This window comes from Palleronia aestuarii (assembly GCF_003253995.1).
In the GTDB taxonomy this organism is placed as follows: domain Bacteria; phylum Pseudomonadota; class Alphaproteobacteria; order Rhodobacterales; family Rhodobacteraceae; genus Palleronia; species Palleronia aestuarii.
Genome location: NZ_QKZL01000036.1, coordinates 1 through 23,371, shown reverse-complemented (window position 1 = coordinate 23,371; position 23,371 = coordinate 1). Strand labels below are relative to the sequence as shown.

The following is a 23,371-nucleotide window of genomic DNA, read 5'->3' as shown; positions in this document are numbered from 1 at the left end:
TGCCGACGCTGCATTGATGTGACGCGAAGTCGGCATTCGGGGAGCGTCGTATCGTAGACGTTCCTCGGAGTAAGGAAGGGCGGAAAGCGGACCTTCGCTGCGCCTCAACAAAAGGTCTGGATCGCGGAAACTTACTGCCGCGTGCGCCATCACAGTTATTGACCGCATCCTGCCCGTAGTTATCGCTCGATCAAGCAAGTTGGTGTAGCCGACGTGCCCATCAGGGCGCTACACGTTGCGGTTCGCTGCCTCCATCGCGCTTTCCCGTTGGGCATGCCAGTGCCGCGTCATATCTGCCCTCCGTTTGGCCGGCCTTCGTTCGAGTACCTCGATGTGGGACATGCGCTCCAGGCGGAAATGGCGGAGGGCAGCCCTTTCCTCGCACCAGGCAATCAACAGGCAGCGGGTATCCTCGTAGCCGAGCAGGATCGGCCAGACGTGGCGCTGGCTGATTGTCTCGTCGAGCGCCCGATAGCTGAATGTCACCACGCGCCATCGACGTATGGCCTCGCGCAAGCAACTGGTATCGAGCGTCGAACCAGGGGCGGTCGCGATCGACTTCACACCCAAAGCGGGCTGCTCCAACACGGTGCGGCTGGACTCGGGCAGTGACAGCCGGATCTTCGTCAAGGCGTCCAGAGCAAGACGGGCCAGTGCCTGATCGGGGTGACGGCTCACCCATTGTGCGCCCAGGGAAAGGGCTTCGGTCTCGTCGGGTGACAGGGCCAGCGGGCGCACCTCGTAATCATTGTCGAGCGTGTAGCCGAATCCCGCCGTTCCCTGGATCGGGACCCGGCGACCGATGAGGTCGGCAATATCGCGGTAGACTGTCCTGCGCGACACTTCGAGTTCCTCCGCGATGGCGGCGGCCGTAACGGCGCGGGGCGTGCGTCGCAAAATCTGGATGATCTGGAAAAGACGGTCGGTGCTGCGCATCCTGTTTCCTGCTGCCACAACGCTGTCAGCAGTACCCCTCTAGAAGCGCCAGGGGCCGGTCAAGTGCCGGTAGATAAAGGAATAGACAATGAAACTTGCTTCTGTCCGCCTGATTGCGCGGGATGTCCGGGGTCTAGTGGCCTTCTATGAAACCGTCACTGGCGCGAAGGCTGAATGGCTGGCCCCCGTCTTCGCAGAGATCGTGACGCCGGGCGCATCGCTGGCCATCGGCTCGGAAGAGACCGTGGCTCTTTTTCAGGAAGGTAGCGCCGAAGCCGCGGCAAACCGGACGGCGATCATCGAACTTCAGGTGGAGGATATCGACGCCGAATTCGCGCGCCTGAAGACCTTGGATGTCGTCCACGAGCCAAAACTCCTGCCCTGGGGAAACCGGACGTTCCAACTGCGTGACCCGGAGGGAAACCTCGTCAGCCTGTACATGCCGGAGACGGAGGCGGCGAAGGCGCGATTTGGCTCAAGGTCCTAGGGCCATGGCGACCACTTAGAGCGGCGGGGCCATTCAAGATACAAGGTCTGCTTCTGCCTTGGCTGACGGCTACGGCAGCGTTGGCTGGACACCGAATTGGTGCCGATACTCTGAGCCGGAAATTCCAGAGATACGCCGGAAGATCTTGCTGAAGGCAGAGGGGTCCTTGTATCCGACCTCCCACGCCACCTGATCCAGGGGACGGGTGGTCAACTCCAGAATACCTCGGGCTTTGGCAACTCGGGCCTGTTGAATGTACTCCGTGGGGGTGAGCGAGGTCGCTTTGGCAAAACGACGCATGAAGGTCCGTTTGCCCAGAAGTGCAAGATCAAAGAGATCGTCCAGGTTCAGCGATGCCGTCAGATCGGCGTGGATGTGGTGCTGGACCCGCAGGATCGCCTCGTCCCCATGATCGAAATCCGGAATGAACTCATTGAAGGGAAGCTGGGTGGCCCGCGGTGGCTGGATGACCAGAAATCGGGCTGTCGACAGCATCGTGCTGCGCCCGAACAGACGCTCGACAAGGGTCAGGCCGAGATCGGTCCAGGCAAGGATGCCCCCCGCTGATATGACGTCACCATCGTCCAGCACCAGATTCCGGTCGGCAACCTCGATCTCCTGGTAGCGTTCTGCAAGGTGTTTGGCGAAAGCCCAGTGCGTCGTGACACGCCTGCCTTTGAGCAATCCGCTTTCGGCCAGAACGAAGGCACCGGCACAGATTGAACAAACGCGACTTCCATCCTTGTGTCGCGCGCGAAGCCACGCGGCCTCTTTTGGCATCGACTGCATCTGTTCGGGCATGGCGACGCTGGGCGGTGTGATCACATACCCAAGGCGATGGGTCTCGTTCGGATGGCTGTCCCAGACGCAGGTGAGCTCGCCGTCTTCCCCGGCACGCCAATGCGAGACCCGAACCTGTCGCGCGTTGTCACCGTCTGCCCATTCACCCGCAATCCGGAACAGATCGGTCAGCCCGTAGATCGCGGACATTTGGCAGTCGGGATAAATCAGCAGACCGATCTCGCAGGTCCAATCTTTCTTCGCGGTTGTCACTTTTGAACCCTTCTTTGTCATTTGTGACAATCGTGGAAAGCCCACCAAATTGCGACATTGGCCTCGTCGAACAAGCAGTGCGGAGCCAATGACCATGACCCAATACGACCCTACGAGACGCGCCGTTTTGCAGATGGGTGCAGCAACTGCGCTGCTCTCGACGATGCCCGCCGCGCTTGCGGCGCAAACCTTTACTCAGCAAGAAGGAGACATCATCATGTCGACCATCGAAACACGCGACGGCACTAGGATCTTTTACAAAGACTGGGGCCCGCGCGATGCGCAGCCTATCGTCTTTCACCACGGCTGGCCGCTCAGCGGCGATGACTGGGACAACCAGATGTTGTTCTTCCTCGCCCACGGTTACCGCGTGATCGCCCATGACCGGCGCGGACATGGCCGGTCGGACCAGACCGACCTTGGCCATGACATGGCGACCTATTCAGACGACGTCGTCGATCTTGCCGCGGCGCTTGATCTGCAAAACGCGATCCATGTCGGCCATTCGACAGGCGGCGGCGAAGTCGCGGCCTACGTGGCCAAGGCAGAGCCGGGCCGTGTCGCCAAGGCCGCGCTGCTGGGGGCCATCCCGCCCCTGATGCTGAAGACCGACGCCAACCCGGACGGTGTGCCGCTTGAGGTATTCGACGGGTTCCGGGCCTCACTGGCCGCGAACCGCGCGCAGTTTTACCTCGATGTTCCTTTAGGTCCTTTCTACGGCTTCAACCGCGACGGTGCCGACATTAGCCAGGGTTTGATCAACAACTGGTGGCGTCAGGGCATGATGGGCAGTGCGTCCGCACATTACCAGTGTATCGCGGTGTTCTCCGAAACCGACCAGACCGAGGACCTCAGGGCGATGAACGTGCCGACCCTGGTGATGCACGGCGATGACGATCAGGTCGTCCCGATCGCAAACTCGGCCGAGAAGGCGGTCGAACTTCTACCGAACGGGACGCTGAAGGTTTACCAGGGCCTATCGCACGGCTTTTTCGCCACGCACCCTGATCTGGTGAACACAGACCTGCTCAGTTTCGTGCGGAGTTGAATCTAGAAATGCCGGGACCCGATACAGGGTCCCGGCCACCACCCTGATGGCGACCCCGACCGCAGCACAACGAGAGCGGACATCCACCGTCTGCGCAGAAACGGTCAATATGAGCTTGAAGCGGACTTGCAGCGGCGCGGCGTGCTATCCTTTGGCGCCGACACGGTGCCGGTGATAGGAGGAGCGCGGCGGACCGGAGGACCTGCTATGGCTGCTCCGAACCTTCCCGCCATCCGCGCGGGCCGGCCAGCCTGGAACAAGGGCCGCCTCGTCGGCTAGAAGCGCCCGCTCCGGCCAAAACATGTCGGGGCGATCCGTGTGCGGCTCGAGTTCGCCGACCGCGCCCGGGACCTAGCCCTCTTCAACCTTGCGATCGACAGCAAGCTGCGCGGCTGCGACCTCGTTCGCCTCCGTGTCGCCGACGTCTCCGCGGCGGGCCAGGTGAAGGAGCGGACCTCGGTCCTCCAGAGCAAGACCCCGCAGCCGGTCCGCTTCGAGATCACCGATGGCACGCGGAAGTCTCTCTTGGCTTGGCTCGAAGATCCCGAACTGGTCGGCTCGGAATTTCTCTGACCGGGACGGTTCCACGAGCGGCTGCACATCTCGACCGGTTAGTATGCCCGCCTCGTCCGGGGCTGGGTTACCTCGATCGGATTGGAGCCGAGCTCTTACGGTACCCATTCCATGCGCCGGACCAAGGTTGCGCAGAACTACCGCAAGATCGGTGACCTTCACGCCGTCCAGCTTCTGCTTGGGCACACGAAGATGGACAGCACCGTTCGATACCTCGGCGTCGGGCTGGAGGATGCCCTTGCCATCTCGGAAGCGGTCGAGATTTGATCGTCTGGGCCGCCCTTTTCGCGGGCGGCCCAGAACGGACGTTCGAAGGCCTGGGCGAAGTCGATCGTTTCAGGGTAGGCTCTGTGACCGTACCTCGTTCGTGTTGTATGGCCGGTCCCTCGCAGGACATGAGAATTGGCATTTGCCCACAAGCGGACGACAGTAGAGGGACCGGCAATGACCATGATCAGGATACGTGACCTCAGAACAGGCTTCACCTACCGGTCTGCTTGGACCGGCTTCGCGAAGGGCGGAGGGCTTAACATCTCGAACGCGCCGATACTGCACAGCGCGCGGATCGGCGCGGACCGAGTCTATGAGGATCCATTCAAGAGAACACGCCACGGCTTCTCGGAGAAATACGAGCAGTTCCTTAAGGCGCTTCGATCCCTCGAACACGCTCTGGTTCGCCACGGCGGACGGGATGAGACAGGCAAGATGTTCGGCACCGGCAAGCTCATCGCGATCTACGAGATCCTTTCGCACGAGATCGATGCGGAGGGTGGCGTTATGTTCCGGCTCGGTCAACGCATCGCTAGCTAACGTGGTAACCCAGCTTGGCGACGCCGGGGCTTCGCCTGCAAGCGATCAGCGCCGCAGGCCGACGAGCTGCTAGCTATTAAGTCTCATCTCACGGAAGCCTAAAGAACCGCAGAAGGGTTCCCGGATCCCCACGGTCGTTTCACGCCAGTTCTCTGTGCTCTAGGCTTAAGCCTACCCGCCATACCCAGCCCAGAACGGACCTTGGCATGAGGACGATCAAATGGCCGTCACCGGGCAATTAAGATCATGACCTCTCTCGGTTCGAAGTGATGGCACTCAAAATGGGAGATCTTGGGATCTGTGAAATCGCACTGTGGCCTTCCGCCAACTGACGCTTTCAAGGGAAACCGGGACCGGGCGTAGCGTTACGGCGATCGGCAACGTGGACACGGTCAGGATCGTATGGGCCTGACCACTCCGTAGTCACCGCAGAGGTCCGCGAGGACTGCGTGCAGGAGGGCGATGATTTCAGCGCGCGGCGCCGCAGTCCTTTCGACGATGCCGATCTGGCGGGTCACCTGCGGAACGCCGAAGGTCAGGCGCATGATGTTCAGATCCTCGGGTTCCTGCAGAGCAACATGCGGCACAACCGAGATGCCCAGACCTTGCCGCACGCCTGTGACGATCGATCCGATGGTGTCGATTTCGGCCACGTCATTGGTTACAACGCCGAGACGGGACAACTCTGTATCGATCAGGTTCGCCAGCGGCACGGCGCTTCGGAAACGGATGTAGGGCCGCGTGTTCAACAGTTCGATCGGGTCGCTGGCTTCCATGCTACGCGGCACGATCAGCCAAAGCGGTTCACGAAGAAAGGGGCTCCAGCGCAGGGTGCTGGGAATCCCGAGGTGTTCCGCGACGATAGCAGCGTCGAGCCGTCCGCCGGCCACGTCCGCGATCAGGGTTGAGGAAAGGGATACTCGCAAGCTTGGCTTCAGGTCCGGATAGCGCCCGCGCATCTGCACCATGGCGCGTGGCAGCAGGTTCAGCGCACTTGATCGGACCGATCCCAGCATCAGCGTCCCGGCGATCTGGTCGCCGCGTAGACTGGCCTTTGCGTCCTCGGCGCGGCGCAGGATATCCTCCGCCATTTCAATAACCTGGAGGCCATCAGGCGTGATCCGGGGTGGTCGCTTGGTGCGGTCGAAGATGGTCACGCGCAGTTCCTCCTCGAGCGCGTGAACCTGTTGGCTGACGGCCGAAGGTGTCAGGCCGACAAGGTCTGCCGCCTGCGCGAAGGTACCATGCGATCGAATGGCCAAAAGGGTCTTGAGTTGCCGTGTGTCCAAAATCAGATCCAGTTTTGCTAAATCAAATAACCAGAAATACGCGCTTTTGTGAAGTCATTCTTGGCGATACGGTTTTCACCCAAGGAGGACATCCATAGCCGGTTGGGGAGACCGCTGTGGACCAATCGAAAAACAGAGACATGAAATGGCGCGCCCCGAGGCTTCGGGACGCTGTGGAGACATGTGCGATGAGCAAGACAATCCTCGTTACGGGGCCTGACCTCGATCCGTCCGCCGCCCAGTTGGTGGCGGACCACGGTTACAAGACGGTGCATACCCCGCCCTATGCCGACAGCGCGGTGATTTCCGAGTATCTCCAGAAGACTGGCGCCGAAGGGATCGTGTCGCGCATGGGGCGTCTTGATGCCGCCGTCATGGACGCAGCGCCGCAGCTCAAGGTGATTTCGAAGCACGGTGTCGGGGTCGATAACATCGACATTCAGGCCGCTGCCGATCGGGGTATTCCAGTGCTGGTCGCGACCGGTGCCAACGCCGTGTCCGTGGCTGAACATGCCATCGCGCTGCTTCTGTCTTGCGCCAAGCGGATCCTGCCGCTTGACGCTGGGCTGCGGGATGGGCGCTGGGAAAAGCCGGGCTTCGCGGGACGCGAAATTGCCGGATCGACCATGGGCCTGATGGGCATGGGCGCGATCGCACAGGCCACGGGCCGCATGGCCAAGGGTCTGGGGATAACCCTCATCGGTTACGATCCGTATGCGCCGGAGAGCGCCTTCGAGGAACTAGGCGTCACCCGCTGTAACAGCTTCGACGAGCTTCTGGCGGGGTCCAATGTGCTGAGCCTGCATTGTCCGCTGACCCCCCAGACGCGGCAGATCCTGAATGCAGAAGCGATCGCCCGGATGCCGGAAGGGGCCTTTGTGGTCAACACCGCCCGCGGCGGGCTGATCGACGAGCCGGCGCTGCTGGCCGCGATCCAGAGCGGTCACCTGGCGGGCGCGGGCCTCGACACCTTCGCGGTCGAGCCGCCCGAGGCCGACCACCCGTTCTTTGCCGAGCCGCGCATCGTGCTGACCCCGCATATCGGCGGCGTCACCCGCCAGGCGGGGGCGCGGGTCGGCGTCGATGCCGTGCTTGGGATCTTCCAGATCCTCGACGGGCAGCCCGTCGCTCCCGAACGCATCATCAACCGCAAATTGCTGGCCGCCGCACAGGCCGAGCCGGCCAATATGGAGAAATGACCATGACCACCGGGTTCCGTATCCTCAAACGCGACCACGTCGCCGCCCCTGAGATCGTCGCCGAATTCGCCAAGCTGCCCGTCGCCAACGTGTCTGACAGCATGTCGCGCATGACGGCTGCCGGATCGCGCCTGCGCCCGATGCACACGTCCGGTGGCATGGCGGGCGTCGCCCTGACCGTCAAGGCGCGCCCCGGCGACAACCTGATGCTCCACGCGGCCATCGACCGGGCCGTGCCCGGCGACGTGATCGTCGTCGATGCGGGCGGCGCGCTGGACAACGCGCTGATGGGCGAGCTGATGCTGGCCTACGCGATCAAGAAAGGTGTCGTCGGCTTTGTCATCGACGGCGCGATCCGCGATCTGGACAATTTCCGCGAAACCAACCTGCCCACCTGGGCGGCGGGCGTCACCCATCGCGGCCCTTACAAGGACGGCCCCGGAGAGGTGAACGTGCCCATCGCCATCGACGGCATGGTAATCCGCCCCGGCGACATCGTCATCGGCGACAGCGACGGTGTCCTCTGCGTGCCGATTGAAAGAGCCGAGACGATCCTGAAAGCCACTCAGGACAAGTCCGCGAAAGAAATCAAACAAATGGCAGACATCGAAGCCGGTACAAATGACCGGACCTGGGTCGACCGCGCGCTCAAGGAACGCGGCTGCGCCCTGCTCGACGACTGAAACAACTGCATGAAACGGAGGAATAACATGCTCAACATCTTCAAGAAAACCGCCATCGCAGGTGCGATGATCCTGTCCGCAGGGGCGGCGCTGGCCGAATATCCCGAAGAGCCCATCGAGGTGATCGTCGGGTACTCGGCCGGTGGTGGCACCGATGTCATGGCGCGCACCGCCGCACCCTTCATCGAGAAATACCTTGGCGACGGCGCAAGCCTTGTCGTCAAGAACATGCCCGGTGCCTCCGGTCAGATCGGCGTGACCGAGGCGGCCAATGCCGACCCCGACGGCTACACGCTTGGCACCTTTAACCTGCCGGGCATGATGGCGCGCACCATCGACCGTGAGGCCGGCTACGATCGCGACAGCTTTACCTACCTGGCCAACGTGGTGAACGATCCCAACGTCATCGTCACCTCGAAGGAGAGCGGTCTCGACACACTGGACAAGCTGCTTGAAGAGGCCAAGGCGAACCCGCTGGCCGTGACCGTCGGCATGTCGAGCCTCGGCGGCGATGACCATTTCGCGCTGATCAAACTGCAGCAGGCCACCGATACTGAGTACACCATTGTTCCCTTCAAGGGCTCGGCTCCCGCACGGACCGCGCTGCTGGGCGGCCATGTCGCCATGGGCATCCTGAACATCTCGGAAGTGGCCGAATTCCAAGACCAGCTGAACGTGCTGGGCGTCGCCACCGACGAGCGTTCGCAATTCGCCCCCGACCTGCCGACCTTCAAAGAGCAGGGACTGGACCTCGTGAACGGCTCCATGCGCGGCTTCATCGCGCCCGCCGGTCTGCCCGAGGACGTGCAGGCCAAACTGATCGACGCCTTCTCGCAGCTGTCCGATGATCAGGAATTCCTCGATGCCATGGCAGCGACCGCGAACCCGGTCGAAGTGGTGACCGGCGAGGAATTCAAGCAGCTGACCTCGGATCTCTACGACCTCGCCAACGGCGTGTGGCAGACCACCCCCTGGAACTGAGGCCATGTGCGTGAGGGGGGGAGACCTCCATCACGCCGCCCAGTCGCCGAGGGCGTCGCCCTTGGACATCTCCCCCCTCATACCGAAGGCAATCTCATGCCCGAGAGCCGTAATTCCCGCCTGACAAGGCCCGAAACCCTGACTGCGGGCGGCATCATTGTGGTCGCCGCCGGGTTCCTTGTTCCGACCTATGATCTGCGCGCGATTTCCGCGCTGCTGCCCGCCGCCATGCTGATCGGCCTGATCGTGCTGTCGGCGTTCCTGTTGCTCGCCGATCAGCGCAAGGCCAGCGCCGGCGAAGACGCCACGCCCATGACCACATCGCCCAAGCGGGTGATCGGGGCCTTCCTGATGATCGTCAGCTACGCGCTGGCCTGCGATTTCGTCGGCTTCTACATCAGCACCGCCGTGACGATCCCGCTGGTCGCGTGGACCTTCGGCTATCGCAGCCCGGTGGGCCTTCTGATCGCGACCGTGATCGTCGTCGGCACGATCTGGGCGATCTTTGATTTCGGGATGTCGCAGGACTTCCCCACTGGCCGTCTTTGGGGGCGTTGAACCATGTATTCCGATCTTCTCCATGCCCTGCCGGATGTCTTCGCCTGGACGAACTTTGCCGCTGTCGTGATCGGCGTGATCGCGGGCATCGTCGTCGGCGCCATGCCGGGCTTGTCGGCCACCATGGCGATATCCGTCCTCGTTCCCTTCACCTTCGGCCTTGAGCCACTTGTCGCGCTCGGCCTGATGGCGGGGATCTATAACGGCGCGATGTATGGCGGCGCCATTCCCGCCGTGCTGCTGCGCATTCCCGGTACACCTGCCGCCGTCGCCACCACATTCGACGGCTACCCGATGGCGCAGAAGGGTGAGGGCGGGTTCGCCCTGCAGGTCGCGGTCGTGTCCTCGTCCATCGGCGGCATCGCTTCGGCCTTTGCGCTGATGCTGCTGGCACCGCCGCTCAGCAAGGTGACGCTGCTGTTCGGCCCGTCCGAGGTGTTCTGGGTTGCAGTCTTCGGCCTGGCCTCGATTATCTTTCTGCTGGGCGGCAACCCGATCAAAGGTCTGATCTCGGCCTGTTTCGGGGTCTTCGTGTCGGTGATCGGGTCAGACCCGATTTATGGCAACGATCGCTTTACCTTCGGTCAGCTCGAATTGCTTGACGGCATCAACATCGTGATCCTGCTGGTCGGGCTATACGCGCTGCCGCCGGTGATCGACCTGCTGGAAACGCCGCTCAAGACCGATGGTGTCAACAGTTCCAAACTGGGGACCGAACCGATCTGGAAGGCGCTGCCGCGTATGAACTACTGGAAGACCTGGCTGCGCGGTTCCTTCCTTGGCATCTGGATCGGCATCCTGCCCGGCGCGGGTGGCTCCATGGCGGCGTTCATGTCCTACAACGAGGCGCGCCGCACCTCGAAGCATCCCGAAACCTGGGGCGAGGGCGAACCCGAGGGCGTCGCCGCCGCCGAGGTTGCCAACAACGCCGACACCGCATCGGCGCTGATCCCCGCGCTGACACTGGGTATCCCGGGCACCGCCGTGGCTGCGGTCATGCTGGGTGGCCTGCTGGTGCACGGCCTGCAACCGGGGCCGATGCTGTTCCGCGACAACCCGGACATCGTGTTCGGCTTCATGTGGCAGTTCCTGTTCGGCGCGATCCTTCTGGTTCTTCTGGGTGGCTCGCTGGCGACCAACTCCTTCGCCCGCCTGCTGAACCTGCCGCGCCCGCTTCTAGGGTCGGTGATCATCGTGCTCATGCTGATCGGCGTCTATTCGATCAATGGCCGCATGTTTGACGTGTACCTGATGCTCGGCTTCGGTGCGATCGGCTGGGTGATGGACCGGCTCAAGTTCCCGCTTCCCCCCGTCGTTCTGGGACTGATCCTAGGCGGTTTCGCGGAAGAGAACCTTCGCCTTGCGCTGCGGATCGGACGCGGTGATCCGATGGTGCTGTTCCAGAACACCACCAGCCTGATCCTCGTGGCGCTGACCGTCGCCGTGGTTGTCGGCCCGACGCTGAAGAAGCGTTTCATCGACAGCCGCAAGAAAGCATGACCGCGAGCCCGCATCATAGGGTTCGCGAGGATTGGCTGGCCCTGGGGCAGGAGGACACTCTTGCCCCGGAGCAGCCGATCTTCGACTGCCATCACCACCTCTGGCACCGGACGGAAGGGCGCTACCGGGCCAAGGAACTGATGGCGGATTTGGGCTCGGGCCATGACGTTCGGGCGAGCCTTTATGTTCAATGCCGCACCGGATATCGCGATCACGGCCCCGAAAGCCTGCGCCCTGTGGGCGAGGTCGAAACCGTGCTGGACTGGACGCGCTGGCAGGATCGGTTTCCGGCGGGCATCATCGCCATGGCGGACCTGCAACTGGGCGACGACGTGCGCCCGGTGCTCGATGCGCTGACGGAGGCGGGTCAGGGCCGGGTGATTGGCATCCGCAACACCACCGCCTGGCATGCCGATCCGGCGGTGCGCTCCAATCCCAACCCGCCTCCCGAGGGCCTGTTGCAGACCAGCGCTTTCGTAGACGGCGCGCGGGCGCTGGCCGCCCATGGCCTGTCGCTCGACGTCTGGGCCTACCAAACGCAACTGGACGAGGTTCGTGCCTTGGCCGAGGCCGCGCCGGAATTGACCGTCATCGTCGATCACTGCGGAGGCCCGCTTGGCGTTGGCCCTCATGACCGCTTCGACACACAGAATTTCCACGCCTGGCGCGATGCGCTGGCTTCCGTCGCCGCGCTGCCCAACACCCGCATCAAGATCGGAGGCTTCGGCCTGGGGGTTTTTGGCTGGCGCTATGCCGACGCGGCGCTGCCACCGCATTCCGAAACACTGGCCAAGGACTGGCGCCCTTGGGTGGAAACCTGCCTCGACCTCTTCGGGCCGACCCGCGCCATGTTCGAAAGCAACTTCCCCGTGGACAAAGGACAGGTGAGCTACCGGACGCTCTGGAACGCCTTCAAACGCCTTGCCGGTCCGCTGAGCGCGGGCGAGCGCGATGACCTATTCTGGCGCAGCGCCGCGCGCGCCTACGGCATCGACGACCAGATTTTCGCACATGACACTGGGAGGATACCGTCATGAAAACACCCCTTACCGCGCTTGCGTTGGCCGTCACGGCCACCGCCGCATTCGCCGAATACCCAGACAAGCCCGTAGAGGTGATCGTTGGCTATTCCGCCGGCGGCGGCACCGATGTGATGGCCCGCACCGTGGCGCAATTCCTTGAACAGGAACTGGGCGATGGCGCGTCCGTCGTGGTCAAGAACATTCCCGGCGCCGGTGGCCAGATCGGCTTTACCGAGGTCTCCGAGGCGGCGCCCGACGGCTACACTCTAGGCACTTTCAATCTGCCAGCGGCCCTTGCCCTGACCAAGGACCGCGCGGCGGATTACGATGTGGATAGCTTCACCTATCTCGCGAATTTCGTCGAAGATCCCAACACGATCACCGTCGCGGCCACGTCCCAGTTCCAGACGCTGGGCGAGCTTCTGGACGCGGCCGAGGCCGACCCCGGCGCGATCACGCTGGGTCTGTCGAGCCTTGGCGGAAACGATCATTTCGCCGCCAATATGATGCAGGACGCAAGCGGTGCGGAGTTTACGCTGGTGCCGTTCAAGGGCGCATCGAACGCACGCACCGCGATCATGGGGGGCCATGTGGCGGCCGGAACCATGACGCTGGGCCAGACCTCGAACTTCCCCGACGAACTGCGCGTGCTGGCGGTGCTGGCCGACGAACGCTCGCCCTTCCGCCCGGATGTGCCGACCGCCAAGGAGCTGGGCTATGACGTGCAGATGTCGTCCTTGCGCGGCATCGTCGCCCCTGCGGGGCTGGACGAAGCGACGACCGATCAGCTGCGCGCTGCGCTGAGCGCCGTCAACGAAAACCCCGGCTTCCAGGAGATGATGGCCGAACAAGGCAACCCGATCGCCTTCATGTTGGGCGATGATTTCGCCGAGACCGTCTCCGAGCAGGACGGCATCGCTTCCCGGATCTGGGCCGAAACACCCTGGAAGTAGGACCGCTGCAATAGAGAGACTACTGAGTTTCGGGAGGAGAACAGTATGAGATACAGGACGGGCACCGCACTTGCGGCGGCGCTGCTGCTTGGCGCGCTGCCGGCATCCGCCGAAAGCGATCCTGACATGTCGGCACGCCATGTGGCCGCCGCAGAGGCCGCCGCGGGACAGCAGCTTGCGCATGTGCTGGGCCATTGCGAAAAGATCGGCAAACCCTTCACCATCCCCCATGACAAGGGGCACGAGATGCTGAAGCGCCTGGTCGGCAAGGGCGATGTGCGTTCCACGGCGATCTTCGACAACCTGGTCTTCCTTGGCACGTCGTGGACCACGACGTGGGCGATCCCGACATCCGATGGCATCATCCTGATCGACGCGCTCAACAACGAAGACGAGGCCGAGCGCTTCATCGAGGGCGGGCTGCGCGAGGTCGGGCTTGATCCGGCCGACATCAAGAAGATCGTCGTGTCCCATGCGCATGGCGACCACTATGGCGGTGCCGCCTACCTCAAGGAGAAGTACAGCGCCGAGATCATCATGTCGGACACCGACTGGCAGGAGCTGGAGAAGGACGAACTTCAGTTCGACGACCCGCTCTGGGGCCGTCCCCCCGAGCGCGACGTCAGCGTTGCCGATGGCGATACGGTGACGCTGGGTGACACGACGATCACCCTGCTGGAAACGCCGGGCCACACGCCCGGAACCCTGTCGACCATCGTTCCGCTGACGGACGATGGCACGGCGCACAAGGCGATCATCTGGGGCGGCAACGGGCTGAACTTTGGGCCGAACGCTGCACAGTTCGTGCAGATGATCGACTCGCAGCGTCGCCTTGCTGCGATGGCGGGGGAAGAAGGCTTTGACGTGTTCCTGTCGAACCACAAGACCCTTGATGCGACCTACACCAAACTCGACGCCATGGAGTCCGGAGCCGATGGCAATCCCTTTGTCATCGGGGCGGACCAGGTGGAGCGGACCTTTACAGCGATGAGCCATTGCGTTGCCGCGCAGCTGGCAAGCTTCGACCCCGAGGCCGTTCCAACGCACTGAAACAAGACCGACCGGGCTGCAACGCCCGGAACAACGCTTTGATACCGGAGGAAAATCATGAACATCAAAACCGTCGGCGCCGCTGCGCTGATCGCCGCGTCCGCCACCGTCGCACATGCTGACGATTGGACCGCCTACACCTATTCGTCCGTCTCAACGACGTCCGCCGTCAAGGGCATGCAGCGTATCGTCGACCGCGTCGCGGAAGATACCGACCTGACCATCGACCTGCACCTTGGCAAAACCTTGCAGATCGCATCCGCAGACATCACGCAGGCCGTGGGCGATGGCATCATCGACATGGCGGCCGATTTCTTCTTCTCCGGCAGCGTGCCGATCGCGCGGGTACTGAACCTGCCGATGCTGATCGAGAACGACGAGGAATGGGCTAAGGCCTACGAGGCGATGGAACCGACGCTGGTCGAGGCCTTCGCACAGCAGGGCGTCGTGCTGCTGGGCGGCTACCGCTACCCGGAACAGACGATCTTCACCACATTTGAGATCAGCTCGCTGGCAGACCTCGAAGGTCACAAGATCCGCGTGACCTCGCCCGAGCAGGGCAAGTTCGTCGAGATGTTCGGCGGCGCGCCTATCACCCTGTCGGGCTCCGAAGTGCCGACCTCGTTGGAACGCGGCGTGATCGAGGGCGTGCTGACCGCCTCTGCTAGCGGGGCGAAAAACTGGCACGAGTTCCTGCCCTACAACTACCGCTTCGCGGTCAACTACGGCAACTCTATGATCATCGCCAACGAGGACAGCTTCGACGCCCTCTCCGAGGACACCCAGACCAAGCTTCGCGAGATCGTCGCTGAAGAAGGCCCCGCGACCACCGCGGCCTTTCTTGAAGACGAAGAAGCGCAGAAGGCCTCGCAATCCGAGGCGGGCATGACGCTGGTCGACGCGGCCGAGGGCGACGCCGAGATGGCGGGCGAAAAGCTGGCGCCGTTCTGGGAAAGCTGGGCCGAGGAGAACGGGCCGGAGTATGTCGAAGCCCTCGCCACCGTGCGCGAAGCCATCGGTAAGTAAGATGCAGACGCAGAGCAGAACGGGGCCGGCATCGGCTGGCCCCATTTTCGACGTTGCCGCGCGGATCACCGGCGCTGCAACCGGCACTGTCCTCGTGGTGCTGGTCTCGCTGGTCTGCCTCGAGGCGCTGCTGCGCGGCGGCTTCAACTACTCGCTAGGCTTTGCCGAGGAACTGACGGGCTATGGCGTCGTCTTCGTGACCTTCTTCGGCGCGGCCCTCGCGCTGCGGGACAATGCGATGTTCCAGGTGCATTTCCTGCTAGACACCTGGCCCGAGGGCACGCGTCGCTGGCTGATCCGCGCCTTCGTACTGATCGCGCTGGTGATCTGCGTGATCCTTGCGTGGAAGACCAAGGACCTGACGCTGTCGTCCTTTTCGCGCGGCAAGTTCGCCCCGACCGTCCTGCGCACCCCGCTGTGGATTCCGCAGATCATCCTGCCGGCGGGCTTTTCCGTTCTGGCGTTTTTCCTGGTCGAGCAGCTGCTGCTGACCTTCCGCAAACCCGAGGAAACCTGACATGGAAGCGATCCTCGCCTTCGGCCTGCTGATCGGCCTGATCCTTGGTGGCATGTGGGTACAATTCGCCGTGGCGGGTGCGGGGCTGACTTATATTTGGCTGCTCAAGGGCTTTGGCGGCTGGAAGGCGCTGGGCCTCGTCAGCTGGGGCGCGGCCAACAGCTTTACACTCGCCGCCATTCCGCTGTTCGTGCTGATGGCCGAGATCCTGCTGGGCTCGGGCCTGTCGACACGCCTTTACAACGGCGTCGCGCCGTTCATGCGGCGGCTGCCGGGCGGGTTGTTGCACACCAACATTGCGGGCAGCGGCATCTTCGCGGCGATCTCTGGCGGCTCAGCCCCCACCGCCGCCGCCATGTCCACCGTCGCCCTGCCGGAACTGTCCGCGCGCGGCTACAACAAGCGGCTCGTCGCCGGATCCCTCGCAGCGGGCGGCACGCTGGGAATCCTCATCCCGCCGTCGATCACTATGATCATATACGCCACCTTCACCGAAACCTCGATCGCACGCCTGTTTGCCGCCGGTCTGGTGCCGGGCATCGTACTGGCGCTGTGCTACATGGGCTTCATCATGGCGCGTGTGCTGATCGATCCCAAGCTCGCGCCGAAGACCGAGACAAAGGCAAGTGCCGGCGATCTAGGCCGCGCGCTTCTGGACATCGTGCCGTTCCTGATGCTGATCGTCATCGTCCTCGGCAGCATCTACGGCGGTTTCGCCACCCCGACCGAGGCCGGGGCCGTGGGCACCGTCGGCGCCATCCTGATTGCTGCGCTCTATCGCAAGCTCAGCCTGCAACTGCTCAAGGACGCGCTGTCGCGCACCGCGTCGATGAGCGGCAACATCCTGTTCATCGTCTTCACCTCGATGATCTTTGCCTATGCCACCGCGCTGTCGGGCATCGGTGAGGACCTCGTCGGGATGCTGGAAGAGGCCGATGTCTCGCGCCTGACCTTCCTGTTGATCATCATGGTGGTCTTTGCGATCCTGGGCTGCTTCATGGAAGGGCTGGGCATGATCGCGATCATCGTGCCGGTGATCTTTCCGGCACTGATGGCCATGGACGTTGATCCGATCTGGTTCGGCGTCTTCGTGGTGATCCTCGTGGAACTGGGCCAGCTCACTCCGCCGCTGGGCGTGATCCTGTTCGTGGTGGCCTCCTCGTCGGACGAGGTAAAGGTCGAAGACGTGATCATGGGCACGTTGCCCTTCTTCCTCATCATCGTCGCTTTCATGCTGCTTTTGATCGGCGTGCCTGACATCGCGTTGTTCCTGCCGGAGTTCACGTTCGGATGACCCACACCTATCCTTTTCCCGAGCCGGTCATCCTCGACGCCGAAGTCTTCACCGAACTGCCAGCCACGCTGCGCCGCACCGGCCAGCCATCCTACTGGGCGGAAAAGAACCGGCGCGGGGCCCCCGCGGACAGCTTTCTCGAGGGGCCGTCGCTCGACTGCGACGGCAACCTCTGGTTCGTCGATATCCCCTTCGGACGGGTGTTCCGGGCCGATCCGGGGGGCGGGATCAGCCAGATCGCCGAATATGACGGCCAGCCCAACGGGTTGAAGATCCACCGCGACGGGCGGATCTTTCTGGCGGATTACCAGAACGGCATAATGCTGCTGGACCCGGAAACCGGGGCTGTGACCAAGGCGCTGGGGGATGCGGACACCGAAAGCTTCAAAGGCTGCAACGATCTGCATTTCGGGCGCGACGGGGCGCTCTACTTCACCGATCAGGGCCAGACCGGGCTGCAGGACCCCACGGGCCGCGTTTGGAAATGGATGCCCGAGACCGGCGCGCTGACCTGCCTGATCGACAAGGTGCCCAGCCCCAACGGGCTGGTGCTGGACTTGGCCGAACATGCGCTCTTTCTTGCCGTGACGCGGGCCAATGCGGTCTGGCGTTTGCCCATGTCGCCCTCGGGGCGGGTCAACAAGGCAGGGCTGTTCATCCAGTTTTCGGGCGGCCGTGCCGGGCCGGACGGGCTGGCGCTGACCTCTGATGGCGGCGTCGTGGTCTGCCAGACCGGTATGGGCCTCGTCTGGGTGCATGATGTGCTGGGACGGCCCATCGCCGTGGTGCGCAGCCCTCGCGGTCTGGGGACCACCAACTGCGCCTTTGGCGGGCCGGAGGGGCGGACCCTCTTCATCACCGAAAGCGACAGCGGTAGCATCCTGAAGGCCGAGTTCCCCGAAAGCCTCGGCATTGCAGGAGCGCCGATGTTCTCGGGCGCGCTCTAGACCGGGTGCAGGATTCCGGGGCCGATCTCCGACAGGCCCCGGAGACCCAGCAGGCCGAGATTGCGATGGACCTCGGTCTTCAGGATCTCTGCAGCGCGCTCGGCCATCGGCTGACCGCCCAGCGCCGCCGCATAGAGAAACGGCCGCCCCACCAGCACCATGTCCGCACCAAGCGCCAGCGCCTTGATCACATCGGTGCCGCGCCGAATGCCGCCGTCGATCAGTAGCGCCATGTCGCCCGCCTGCGCCCGCGCCTCGGGCAGGATGCGTAGCGGCGAGATGGCTTGATCGAGTTGTCGGCCGCCGTGGTTCGACAGGACCACCGCGTCACAGCCAAGCGCGCGGGCCTGCGCCACGTTGGCGGGCGCGATCACGCCTTTCAGCACCAGCTTGCCGGGCCAGAGGTCGCGCATCAGTTCGAGGTGATCCCAATTCAGGTGATCCTTACGCCCGAAGTCCCGCGCCGCCTGTTTCGAGATGATCGGCGCGCCGCGCGCGGCATCGGAATTCTCGAAATGCGGCATGCCCCGCGTCAGCGTGGGCAGGAACGTGCCCAGCACCCAGCGCGGTTTGATGGCAAAGTCCCAGATCAGCCGTGGCCTGACCTTGAGCGGTGTGGAAAAGCCCGCGCGCATGTTGTTCTCGCGGTTGGCCAGGACTGCGGTGTCGGCGGTCAGCACCAGCGTACCGAAGCCTGCCGCCCGCACGCGGGCGATCAGGGCGCGGATGCGGTCCTCCTCGCCGGGCAGATAGGCCTGGAACCATGCTTTCGGGTTTGCCTTCACCACATCTTCCATGCGCGTCAGGGATGACCCGGAGAGCACGAAGGGCAGGCCCGCCGCCGCCGCCGCGCGGGCGAGGGCCACGTCCCCGTCGCGGGCGATCAGCGCCGAAAGGCCCATCGGTGCGACGCCGAAGGGCGCCGTGTACCTCTCGCCCAGAAGGGCGCAGGCGGTCGAGCGCCCCTCGACCCCGCGCAGCACGTTCGGCACCAGCCGCCAGGCGTCCAGCGCATCGCGGTTGTCCTGCCTTGCTGCGCCCGTCTCGGCCGCGCCCGAGACGTAGCCGAAGAGCGGGCGCGGCAGACGGCGCCGCGCGGCAGGTTCGAAGTCATCCAAAGTCAGAAGCATCAGAAGCCGTAGAGCCTTTCAGGGTTGCCCCACATGCACCGGGTGAAGCTATCCTGGCTCAATGCCCCGCGGCACAGCTCCAGCATCGGCGGAATTTCGGGCACCGGCTCGGAGGTCATCACATGCGGCCAGTCGCTGCCCCAGATGATCTGGTCGGGGTAGGCTGCGCCAAGGCGTTCGATCAGCGCGCTCAGATCGCCGTAGTGCCCGATATCGGTGCTGACCCGCGTGGGCGAAAGCTTGGCCCAGACGCGCCCCGTCTCGAGCAAGCGGAACAGGGGGGAAGGTGCGGCAGGATCGACATGGCCCATATGGTCGAGGATCAGCCGCAGCCCGTCTGGCAGATCGGCCACCATACCGGCAAGCCGGTCAAAGCTGCGCGGCTCGGTGTTCAGCTCGATATGCCAGCCGACCTCGGCCACGCGTTTTGCAAGTCCTGGAAGCTGATCAAGCGCGCTGTCCCCAAGCCTTGCACGGTCCTGAACCCGGGTCGCGCGGATGCCGGCGGCGTGCAGTGCTTGCAGGTCGGCATCGGCGTCGATCATCGCAACGCCGCGCAGCGCGACGGATCCCTCGGTGCCCAGAACATCCACCAATCGGCTGTTGTCCGTACCATCGACCGAGGCCTGCACCACAACCGCGCGGCGCACGCCCAGCGGCGCGGCCTCGTTCATATAGTCGCTGATGTCGCGAGCGGGCGGGACATAGGCGCCGGTCTGCGGAGCCTCGGTCTTGGCAAAGGAGTGGATGTGGCAATCGGTGATCATATGCGGGGCTTTCTCAGGCTGAAGAACAGGCTGATCGCCAGTGACAGCACGGTCAATGCCACAAGTCCGATGGTGATTGGCGAGCCCACAAAGATTCCATAGCCACCGCCCGAGGTCAGAAGGGCCTGCCGCAGGCTTTGTTCGAACGGCGCGCCGAGGATCAGCCCGATCAGCAGCGGCGGCAGGGGGAAGTTCGCGCGCCGCGACAGGAAGCCCAGCACGCCCGCACCCAGCATCACCCAGACGTCAAACAGGCTGTTGTTCACGGAAAACGCGCCGAAGATGGCGAGGATCGTGATCGCAGGCAGCAGGTGGCGCGGCTGGATGCGGGTGACGTGGATCGCCACGCGGAAGAACAGCAGGCCAAGGATCACCGTCGGGATGGATGACAGCAGAAGCGCTTCGAAGATGGCGTAGACCTCCAGCCCGTGGTCGCGGAACAGGAACGGCCCCGGTGCCAGCCCGTGCAGCATAAAGGCGCCGAGGATCACTGCCGTCACCGCATCGCCGGGGATCCCCAGTGCCAGCGTTGGCACCAGGGCTCCGCCGGTCACGGCATTGTTGGCGGCCTCGGGGGCGGCGACACCTTCGGGCGCGCCCCTGCCGAACGCATCCGGATCGGCAGAGCGCGAGCGGGCGAGGCTGTAGCTCATGAACGCGGGTACCGTAGAGCCGATCCCCGGCAGGATGCCGACGAAGGTGCCGATGAGCGAGGACAAAAACAGCGTCATCCGCATCCGCCACAGTTCAACGAACCTCACGACGGAGCTTTTCAGTGGCGGCACCTCGACATCGCCCACGAGCGTTTCACGGTCGAACGCCTGCAGAAGCACCTCGGACATGGCGAACAGGCCGATCAGCACAGGGATCAGCTGGAACCCGTTTTCAAAGGCGAAGGAGCCGAAGGTAAAGCGTGGCGTGCCGCTGATCGGATCAAGCCCGACGATACCGGCGCAGGCCCCCACGAGAACCATGATCAGTGCGTCGAGCTTCGATCCGCCACCGAACAGCACGATGACCAGCAAGGCGAACAGCATCAGCATCGCCATCTCGGCCGGGCCGAAATCCAGTGCGAAGCGCGCCAACGGCTCGGCCAGAGCCATCAGGACGAGGCAGCTGAAGATGTTGCCGACAACGCTTGCATAGAGTGCAAAGCGCAGCGCCCTGCCGCCCTCACCACGGCGTGCCATGGCGAAACCGTCGATGGCCGTCGCCGCGGAGGACGGCGTGCCCGGCACGTTCAGAAGAACCGCCGAGATCGACCCGCCGAAGATCGCGCCCTGGTAGACACCAAGCAGCAGGATGATCGCCGGGATCGGCTGCATCGAGAAGGTGACCGGGATCAGCAGCGCGATGGCCATGGTCGGGCCAAGGCCGGGGATCGCTCCGATGATGATCCCCGAGACGATTCCGACAAGCGCGGCGATTAGTACCCAGAGGTTCAGAAGTTCGAGAAAGGCATCGACAAGCACGGCTTGCGCTCCTTTGAGGTCTGGAATGGATGGGCAGGCTCAGGGCAGGGGGATGCTGAGCCCATGCCGTCCGCCAAAGGTCACGACGACTGCCACGATCAGCGGCAGGACCAGCAAGAGGGGACGGCGTTCACCCAGCATGAGGGCCACGACGATCCCGGCACCGGCGGCCCCGAAGAAGAACCCGACCTGCGGCATCGCCCATAGCGCCGCTGCGCTGCTTGCGGTGACGGTCAGGACGCGGCCGAGCCGAACGGGATTGCCAAGCGGGAAATCCTCGGCGCGCAGGCTCAGGACAAGGCGGAGCGCCACGACCGCCGCCAGCAACCATAGGGCAAGGCGGGGAAAGCTGCGCGCGTCCGGTCCGGAGGCGCCGAAGCCGAATACTTGGATCTGGCTGTCGAGACTGTAAAGCCCCCAGGCCGCTGCCGCCAGCAACAGCCCGGCGGTCAGCGTCCGGAAGCCGGGGCGGGCGACCCCGCTCCCGTGGCCGTTAGTGCTCAATTGCCGAGGTCCTTGGCGATCTCGCGGTAGGCGGCGAGGTTCTCCTCGATCGTCGCCGCGAGACCTTCGCCCGACATGATCCGCACCGGTTGACTGAGATCTGTCATGAAGGTCTTGAACCCATCCGACGAGGCCACCTCGGTGAAGGCGGATTCAAGCTTGGCGATGATCGCGGGATCGGTGCCTTCGGGGGCCATGATGCCGACGATCGATGGGAATTCCGCAGCCAGCCCCGCCTCTCTCAGCGTCGGGGCATCGGGGAAGTCGGGGTCGCTCGTGCCGTCGAGCACGCCCAGAAGACGCAGCTGACCGTCCTGCACGAGGTCGCGATAGGCCGGAACCAGTGCCGCGTCCACGTGGCCGCCCAGCACCGCCGCCGTCGCCTTCGAGGCACCGTCGAAGGGCACGTGCTGCAGCATCGTGCCGGTGTCCTTGGCAACCGAGGCGAAGGCCAGGTGCGCGCCGCCCATGGCCCCCGCGGTGCCATAGGTTACGGCGCCGGACTTGGCGCCCTCGATCAGCGCGTCGAGCGTGTCGTAGGGGCTGTCCGCCGGAACCACGACGCCGTGGAACGGGCCGGAGTAGTTCAGGATCGGGATGAAGTCGGCCAGCGTGTCGTAGCCCACATCGCGCAGCGCCGGTGTCACGAAGGACGGCGACGAGGTCGTCGCGATCAGCGTGTAGCCATCGGGCTTGGCCGACGCGACGGAGCGCATCGCATTGGTACCGCTGGCGCCTGGCTGGTTTTCCACGACGATGGGTTGGCCGAGGATTTTTTCGGCCATTGTCGCCATCTGGCGCGCCGAAATATCGGTGGTGCCACCCGCCCCATAGGGCACGACAAGGGTGATCGGACGAGTCGGGTAATCCTGCTGCGCGACGGCGGCAAGCGGCGTGATCGCCATCCCGGCCAAAAGGGCCAGGGTCGAACGGCGTGTGTATCTCATGGTATCCTCCCAAGGATCGAAAGTGCTGGCCGATGGCCGCGGCAGTCGGCGGAAAACCTGTTGACGCTCGTGGCCTGTAGTCCGGCCTCCCACCGGATGCCCGATCATGACCTTTATTATTTTTTACTAAAAGCGCTAAAAATTTAAGCTTAAAAACAGAAATTGTTCACCAGCTATTCTGTTCATGTGCCAAACCGGTGGTACCGATATATCCTGCTTACGCCCCGACTACCTATCGACAGGTATCGAATTCAGTCTTCGTCGGAGCCATCTTGCACAGGCCACGGCCAACTTTGGACTTGGGTTAAGCAGTCGTTCTGAACGTCGAATCGCACTGTCGAGTCGCGCTGCCGGAAACCGCTGAGGTCCACCAATCTTTCATCGGTCTTTGATCACGGCATGGAGTGGATCCCTTGAGTTGGACATGATTTCAGGCATGGATTGACAGGTCCGGGCTCATCCGAGGGAGACGGCCGATGCCGAGACGACACCGCAGCCATAGCATGGAGCTGAAGCGCCAGTTCGTGGCGGAATACAACGCAGGCGAGACGCTGCATGGGCTATCCAAGCGCCATGACGTGTGCCGCAATCTGATCCGGATCTGGATTGCCAAGGCAGAAGCCGG

At 63.6% G+C, this 23,371-nt stretch carries 24 protein-coding genes and 1 pseudogene; 17 read left to right on the top strand and 8 right to left on the bottom strand.

Annotated elements, in window-relative coordinates; all coding sequences use genetic code 11:
• Positions 1–228 precede the first annotated feature (228 nt).
• On the bottom strand, positions 229–936 hold the full coding sequence (locus LX81_RS19980; protein WP_111539048.1) for a helix-turn-helix transcriptional regulator: 708 nt from the start codon (positions 934–936) through the stop codon (positions 229–231).
• 88 nt (positions 937–1,024) lie between these two features.
• Between LX81_RS19980 and LX81_RS19975 the strand changes: the two genes are divergently transcribed.
• On the top strand, positions 1,025–1,423 hold the full coding sequence (locus LX81_RS19975; RefSeq protein WP_111539047.1) for a VOC family protein: 399 nt from the start codon (positions 1,025–1,027) through the stop codon (positions 1,421–1,423).
• A gap of 69 nt (positions 1,424–1,492) precedes the next feature.
• Here the strand turns inward: LX81_RS19975 and LX81_RS19970 are convergent, their stop codons facing one another.
• Positions 1,493–2,497 (bottom strand): GlxA family transcriptional regulator, encoded by a 1,005-nt coding sequence (locus LX81_RS19970; protein ID WP_111539046.1) that lies wholly within the window; start codon positions 2,495–2,497, stop codon positions 1,493–1,495.
• A gap of 73 nt (positions 2,498–2,570) precedes the next feature.
• Between LX81_RS19970 and LX81_RS19965 the strand changes: the two genes are divergently transcribed.
• From LX81_RS19965 to LX81_RS19955, 3 genes and pseudogenes are all read left to right on the top strand, one after another.
• On the top strand, positions 2,571–3,524 hold the full coding sequence (locus LX81_RS19965; RefSeq protein ID WP_234822753.1) for an alpha/beta fold hydrolase: 954 nt from the start codon (positions 2,571–2,573) through the stop codon (positions 3,522–3,524).
• A gap of 312 nt (positions 3,525–3,836) precedes the next feature.
• A pseudogene (locus LX81_RS19960) lies at positions 3,837–4,364 on the top strand (tyrosine-type recombinase/integrase).
• Between the two features lie 177 nt (positions 4,365–4,541).
• Positions 4,542–4,907 carry a hypothetical protein gene (locus LX81_RS19955; RefSeq protein ID WP_234822749.1) on the top strand — a complete coding sequence of 122 codons (366 nt, stop codon included), beginning with the start codon at positions 4,542–4,544 and terminating at the stop codon, positions 4,905–4,907.
• A 392-nt stretch (positions 4,908–5,299) separates the two neighbouring features.
• On the opposite strand, the gene LX81_RS19950 is transcribed toward LX81_RS19955, so the two are convergent.
• Complete coding sequence (locus tag LX81_RS19950) at positions 5,300–6,196, bottom strand: LysR family transcriptional regulator (protein WP_111539045.1); 897 nt, start codon at positions 6,194–6,196, stop codon at positions 5,300–5,302.
• Between the two features lie 188 nt (positions 6,197–6,384).
• Here LX81_RS19950 and LX81_RS19945 point away from each other — a divergent pair, with 188 nt between their 5' ends.
• The 12 genes from LX81_RS19945 to LX81_RS19890 all read left to right on the top strand — a co-directional run bounded on the left by LX81_RS19945 (position 6,385) and on the right by LX81_RS19890 (position 17,926).
• Positions 6,385–7,395, top strand: coding sequence for a hydroxyacid dehydrogenase (locus LX81_RS19945; protein ID WP_111539044.1), 1,011 nt, complete (start codon positions 6,385–6,387; stop codon positions 7,393–7,395).
• The gene (locus LX81_RS19940; RefSeq protein WP_111539043.1) at positions 7,392–8,078 is read left to right on the top strand and encodes an RraA family protein; all 687 of its coding nucleotides are present in this window, start codon (positions 7,392–7,394) and stop codon (positions 8,076–8,078) included. The genes LX81_RS19945 and LX81_RS19940 overlap by 4 nt, the downstream gene beginning before the upstream one ends.
• Positions 8,079–8,105: 27 nt before the next feature.
• Entirely contained in the window at positions 8,106–9,059 is a 954-nt protein-coding gene (locus LX81_RS19935) for a Bug family tripartite tricarboxylate transporter substrate binding protein (protein WP_111539042.1), read from the top strand.
• A gap of 96 nt (positions 9,060–9,155) precedes the next feature.
• On the top strand, positions 9,156–9,617 hold the full coding sequence (locus LX81_RS19930; protein ID WP_111539041.1) for a tripartite tricarboxylate transporter TctB family protein: 462 nt from the start codon (positions 9,156–9,158) through the stop codon (positions 9,615–9,617).
• Positions 9,618–9,620: 3 nt separating this feature from the next.
• Entirely contained in the window at positions 9,621–11,117 is a 1,497-nt protein-coding gene (locus tag LX81_RS19925) for a tripartite tricarboxylate transporter permease (RefSeq protein WP_111539040.1), read from the top strand.
• On the top strand, positions 11,114–12,154 hold the full coding sequence (locus LX81_RS19920) for an amidohydrolase family protein (RefSeq protein WP_111539039.1): 1,041 nt from the start codon (positions 11,114–11,116) through the stop codon (positions 12,152–12,154). The genes LX81_RS19925 and LX81_RS19920 overlap by 4 nt, the downstream gene beginning before the upstream one ends.
• Positions 12,151–13,092 (top strand): tripartite tricarboxylate transporter substrate binding protein, encoded by a 942-nt coding sequence (locus LX81_RS19915; protein WP_111539038.1) that lies wholly within the window; start codon positions 12,151–12,153, stop codon positions 13,090–13,092. Before LX81_RS19920 ends, LX81_RS19915 begins: the two co-directional genes overlap by 4 nt.
• A gap of 45 nt (positions 13,093–13,137) precedes the next feature.
• Positions 13,138–14,142, top strand: coding sequence for an MBL fold metallo-hydrolase (locus LX81_RS19910; RefSeq protein ID WP_111539037.1), 1,005 nt, complete (start codon positions 13,138–13,140; stop codon positions 14,140–14,142).
• A 57-nt stretch (positions 14,143–14,199) separates the two neighbouring features.
• Positions 14,200–15,168 (top strand): TRAP transporter substrate-binding protein DctP, encoded by a 969-nt coding sequence (gene dctP, locus LX81_RS19905; RefSeq protein ID WP_111539036.1) that lies wholly within the window; start codon positions 14,200–14,202, stop codon positions 15,166–15,168.
• Position 15,169: 1 nt separating this feature from the next.
• Positions 15,170–15,685, top strand: coding sequence for a TRAP transporter small permease (locus LX81_RS19900; protein WP_111539035.1), 516 nt, complete (start codon positions 15,170–15,172; stop codon positions 15,683–15,685).
• Position 15,686: 1 nt separating this feature from the next.
• Entirely contained in the window at positions 15,687–16,979 is a 1,293-nt protein-coding gene (locus LX81_RS19895; RefSeq protein WP_111539034.1) for a TRAP transporter large permease, read from the top strand.
• Entirely contained in the window at positions 16,976–17,926 is a 951-nt protein-coding gene (locus tag LX81_RS19890) for an SMP-30/gluconolactonase/LRE family protein (RefSeq protein ID WP_111539033.1), read from the top strand. The genes LX81_RS19895 and LX81_RS19890 overlap by 4 nt, the downstream gene beginning before the upstream one ends.
• Here the strand turns inward: LX81_RS19890 and LX81_RS19885 are convergent.
• From LX81_RS19885 to LX81_RS19865, 5 genes are read right to left on the bottom strand one after another with little or no spacing between them, the layout of a single operon-like run.
• Complete coding sequence (locus LX81_RS19885; RefSeq protein ID WP_111539032.1) at positions 17,923–19,056, bottom strand: alpha-hydroxy acid oxidase; 1,134 nt, start codon at positions 19,054–19,056, stop codon at positions 17,923–17,925. The genes LX81_RS19890 and LX81_RS19885 overlap by 4 nt on opposite strands.
• Positions 19,056–19,823 carry an amidohydrolase family protein gene (locus tag LX81_RS19880; RefSeq protein ID WP_111539031.1) on the bottom strand — a complete coding sequence of 256 codons (768 nt, stop codon included), beginning with the start codon at positions 19,821–19,823 and terminating at the stop codon, positions 19,056–19,058. Before LX81_RS19880 ends, LX81_RS19885 begins: the two co-directional genes overlap by 1 nt.
• Positions 19,820–21,295, bottom strand: a complete 1,476-nt coding sequence (locus LX81_RS19875; RefSeq protein ID WP_111539030.1) for a tripartite tricarboxylate transporter permease — start codon at positions 21,293–21,295, stop codon at positions 19,820–19,822. Before LX81_RS19875 ends, LX81_RS19880 begins: the two co-directional genes overlap by 4 nt.
• A gap of 39 nt (positions 21,296–21,334) precedes the next feature.
• Positions 21,335–21,799 carry a tripartite tricarboxylate transporter TctB family protein gene (locus LX81_RS19870; RefSeq protein ID WP_111539029.1) on the bottom strand — a complete coding sequence of 155 codons (465 nt, stop codon included), beginning with the start codon at positions 21,797–21,799 and terminating at the stop codon, positions 21,335–21,337.
• Positions 21,796–22,746, bottom strand: coding sequence for a Bug family tripartite tricarboxylate transporter substrate binding protein (locus LX81_RS19865; protein ID WP_111539028.1), 951 nt, complete (start codon positions 22,744–22,746; stop codon positions 21,796–21,798). The genes LX81_RS19870 and LX81_RS19865 overlap by 4 nt, the downstream gene beginning before the upstream one ends.
• A gap of 476 nt (positions 22,747–23,222) precedes the next feature.
• Here LX81_RS19865 and LX81_RS19860 point away from each other — a divergent pair.
• Positions 23,223–23,371 (top strand): transposase (locus LX81_RS19860; RefSeq protein WP_146259494.1); only part of this gene is annotated, 149 nt, incomplete at its 3' end.

Excerpts from the sequence above, each read along its gene's own strand:
- LX81_RS19980 (WP_111539048.1), bottom strand. The coding sequence starts at position 936 with ATGCGCAGCACCGACCGTCTTTTCCAGATCATCCAGATTTTGCGACGC.
- LX81_RS19975 (WP_111539047.1), top strand. The coding sequence starts at position 1,025 with ATGAAACTTGCTTCTGTCCGCCTGATTGCGCGGGATGTCCGGGGTCTA.
- LX81_RS19970 (WP_111539046.1), bottom strand. The coding sequence starts at position 2,497 with ATGACAAAGAAGGGTTCAAAAGTGACAACCGCGAAGAAAGATTGGACC.
- LX81_RS19965 (WP_234822753.1), top strand. The coding sequence starts at position 2,571 with ATGACCCAATACGACCCTACGAGACGCGCCGTTTTGCAGATGGGTGCA.
- LX81_RS19955 (WP_234822749.1), top strand. The coding sequence starts at position 4,542 with ATGACCATGATCAGGATACGTGACCTCAGAACAGGCTTCACCTACCGG.
- LX81_RS19945 (WP_111539044.1), top strand. The coding sequence starts at position 6,385 with ATGAGCAAGACAATCCTCGTTACGGGGCCTGACCTCGATCCGTCCGCC.
- LX81_RS19940 (WP_111539043.1), top strand. The coding sequence starts at position 7,392 with ATGACCATGACCACCGGGTTCCGTATCCTCAAACGCGACCACGTCGCC.
- LX81_RS19935 (WP_111539042.1), top strand. The coding sequence starts at position 8,106 with ATGCTCAACATCTTCAAGAAAACCGCCATCGCAGGTGCGATGATCCTG.
- LX81_RS19930 (WP_111539041.1), top strand. The coding sequence starts at position 9,156 with ATGCCCGAGAGCCGTAATTCCCGCCTGACAAGGCCCGAAACCCTGACT.
- LX81_RS19925 (WP_111539040.1), top strand. The coding sequence starts at position 9,621 with ATGTATTCCGATCTTCTCCATGCCCTGCCGGATGTCTTCGCCTGGACG.
- LX81_RS19920 (WP_111539039.1), top strand. The coding sequence starts at position 11,114 with ATGACCGCGAGCCCGCATCATAGGGTTCGCGAGGATTGGCTGGCCCTG.
- LX81_RS19915 (WP_111539038.1), top strand. The coding sequence starts at position 12,151 with ATGAAAACACCCCTTACCGCGCTTGCGTTGGCCGTCACGGCCACCGCC.
- LX81_RS19910 (WP_111539037.1), top strand. The coding sequence starts at position 13,138 with ATGAGATACAGGACGGGCACCGCACTTGCGGCGGCGCTGCTGCTTGGC.
- dctP (WP_111539036.1), top strand. The coding sequence starts at position 14,200 with ATGAACATCAAAACCGTCGGCGCCGCTGCGCTGATCGCCGCGTCCGCC.
- LX81_RS19900 (WP_111539035.1), top strand. The coding sequence starts at position 15,170 with ATGCAGACGCAGAGCAGAACGGGGCCGGCATCGGCTGGCCCCATTTTC.
- LX81_RS19895 (WP_111539034.1), top strand. The coding sequence starts at position 15,687 with ATGGAAGCGATCCTCGCCTTCGGCCTGCTGATCGGCCTGATCCTTGGT.
- LX81_RS19890 (WP_111539033.1), top strand. The coding sequence starts at position 16,976 with ATGACCCACACCTATCCTTTTCCCGAGCCGGTCATCCTCGACGCCGAA.
- LX81_RS19885 (WP_111539032.1), bottom strand. The coding sequence starts at position 19,056 with ATGCTTCTGACTTTGGATGACTTCGAACCTGCCGCGCGGCGCCGTCTG.
- LX81_RS19880 (WP_111539031.1), bottom strand. The coding sequence starts at position 19,823 with ATGATCACCGATTGCCACATCCACTCCTTTGCCAAGACCGAGGCTCCG.
- LX81_RS19865 (WP_111539028.1), bottom strand. The coding sequence starts at position 22,746 with ATGAGATACACACGCCGTTCGACCCTGGCCCTTTTGGCCGGGATGGCG.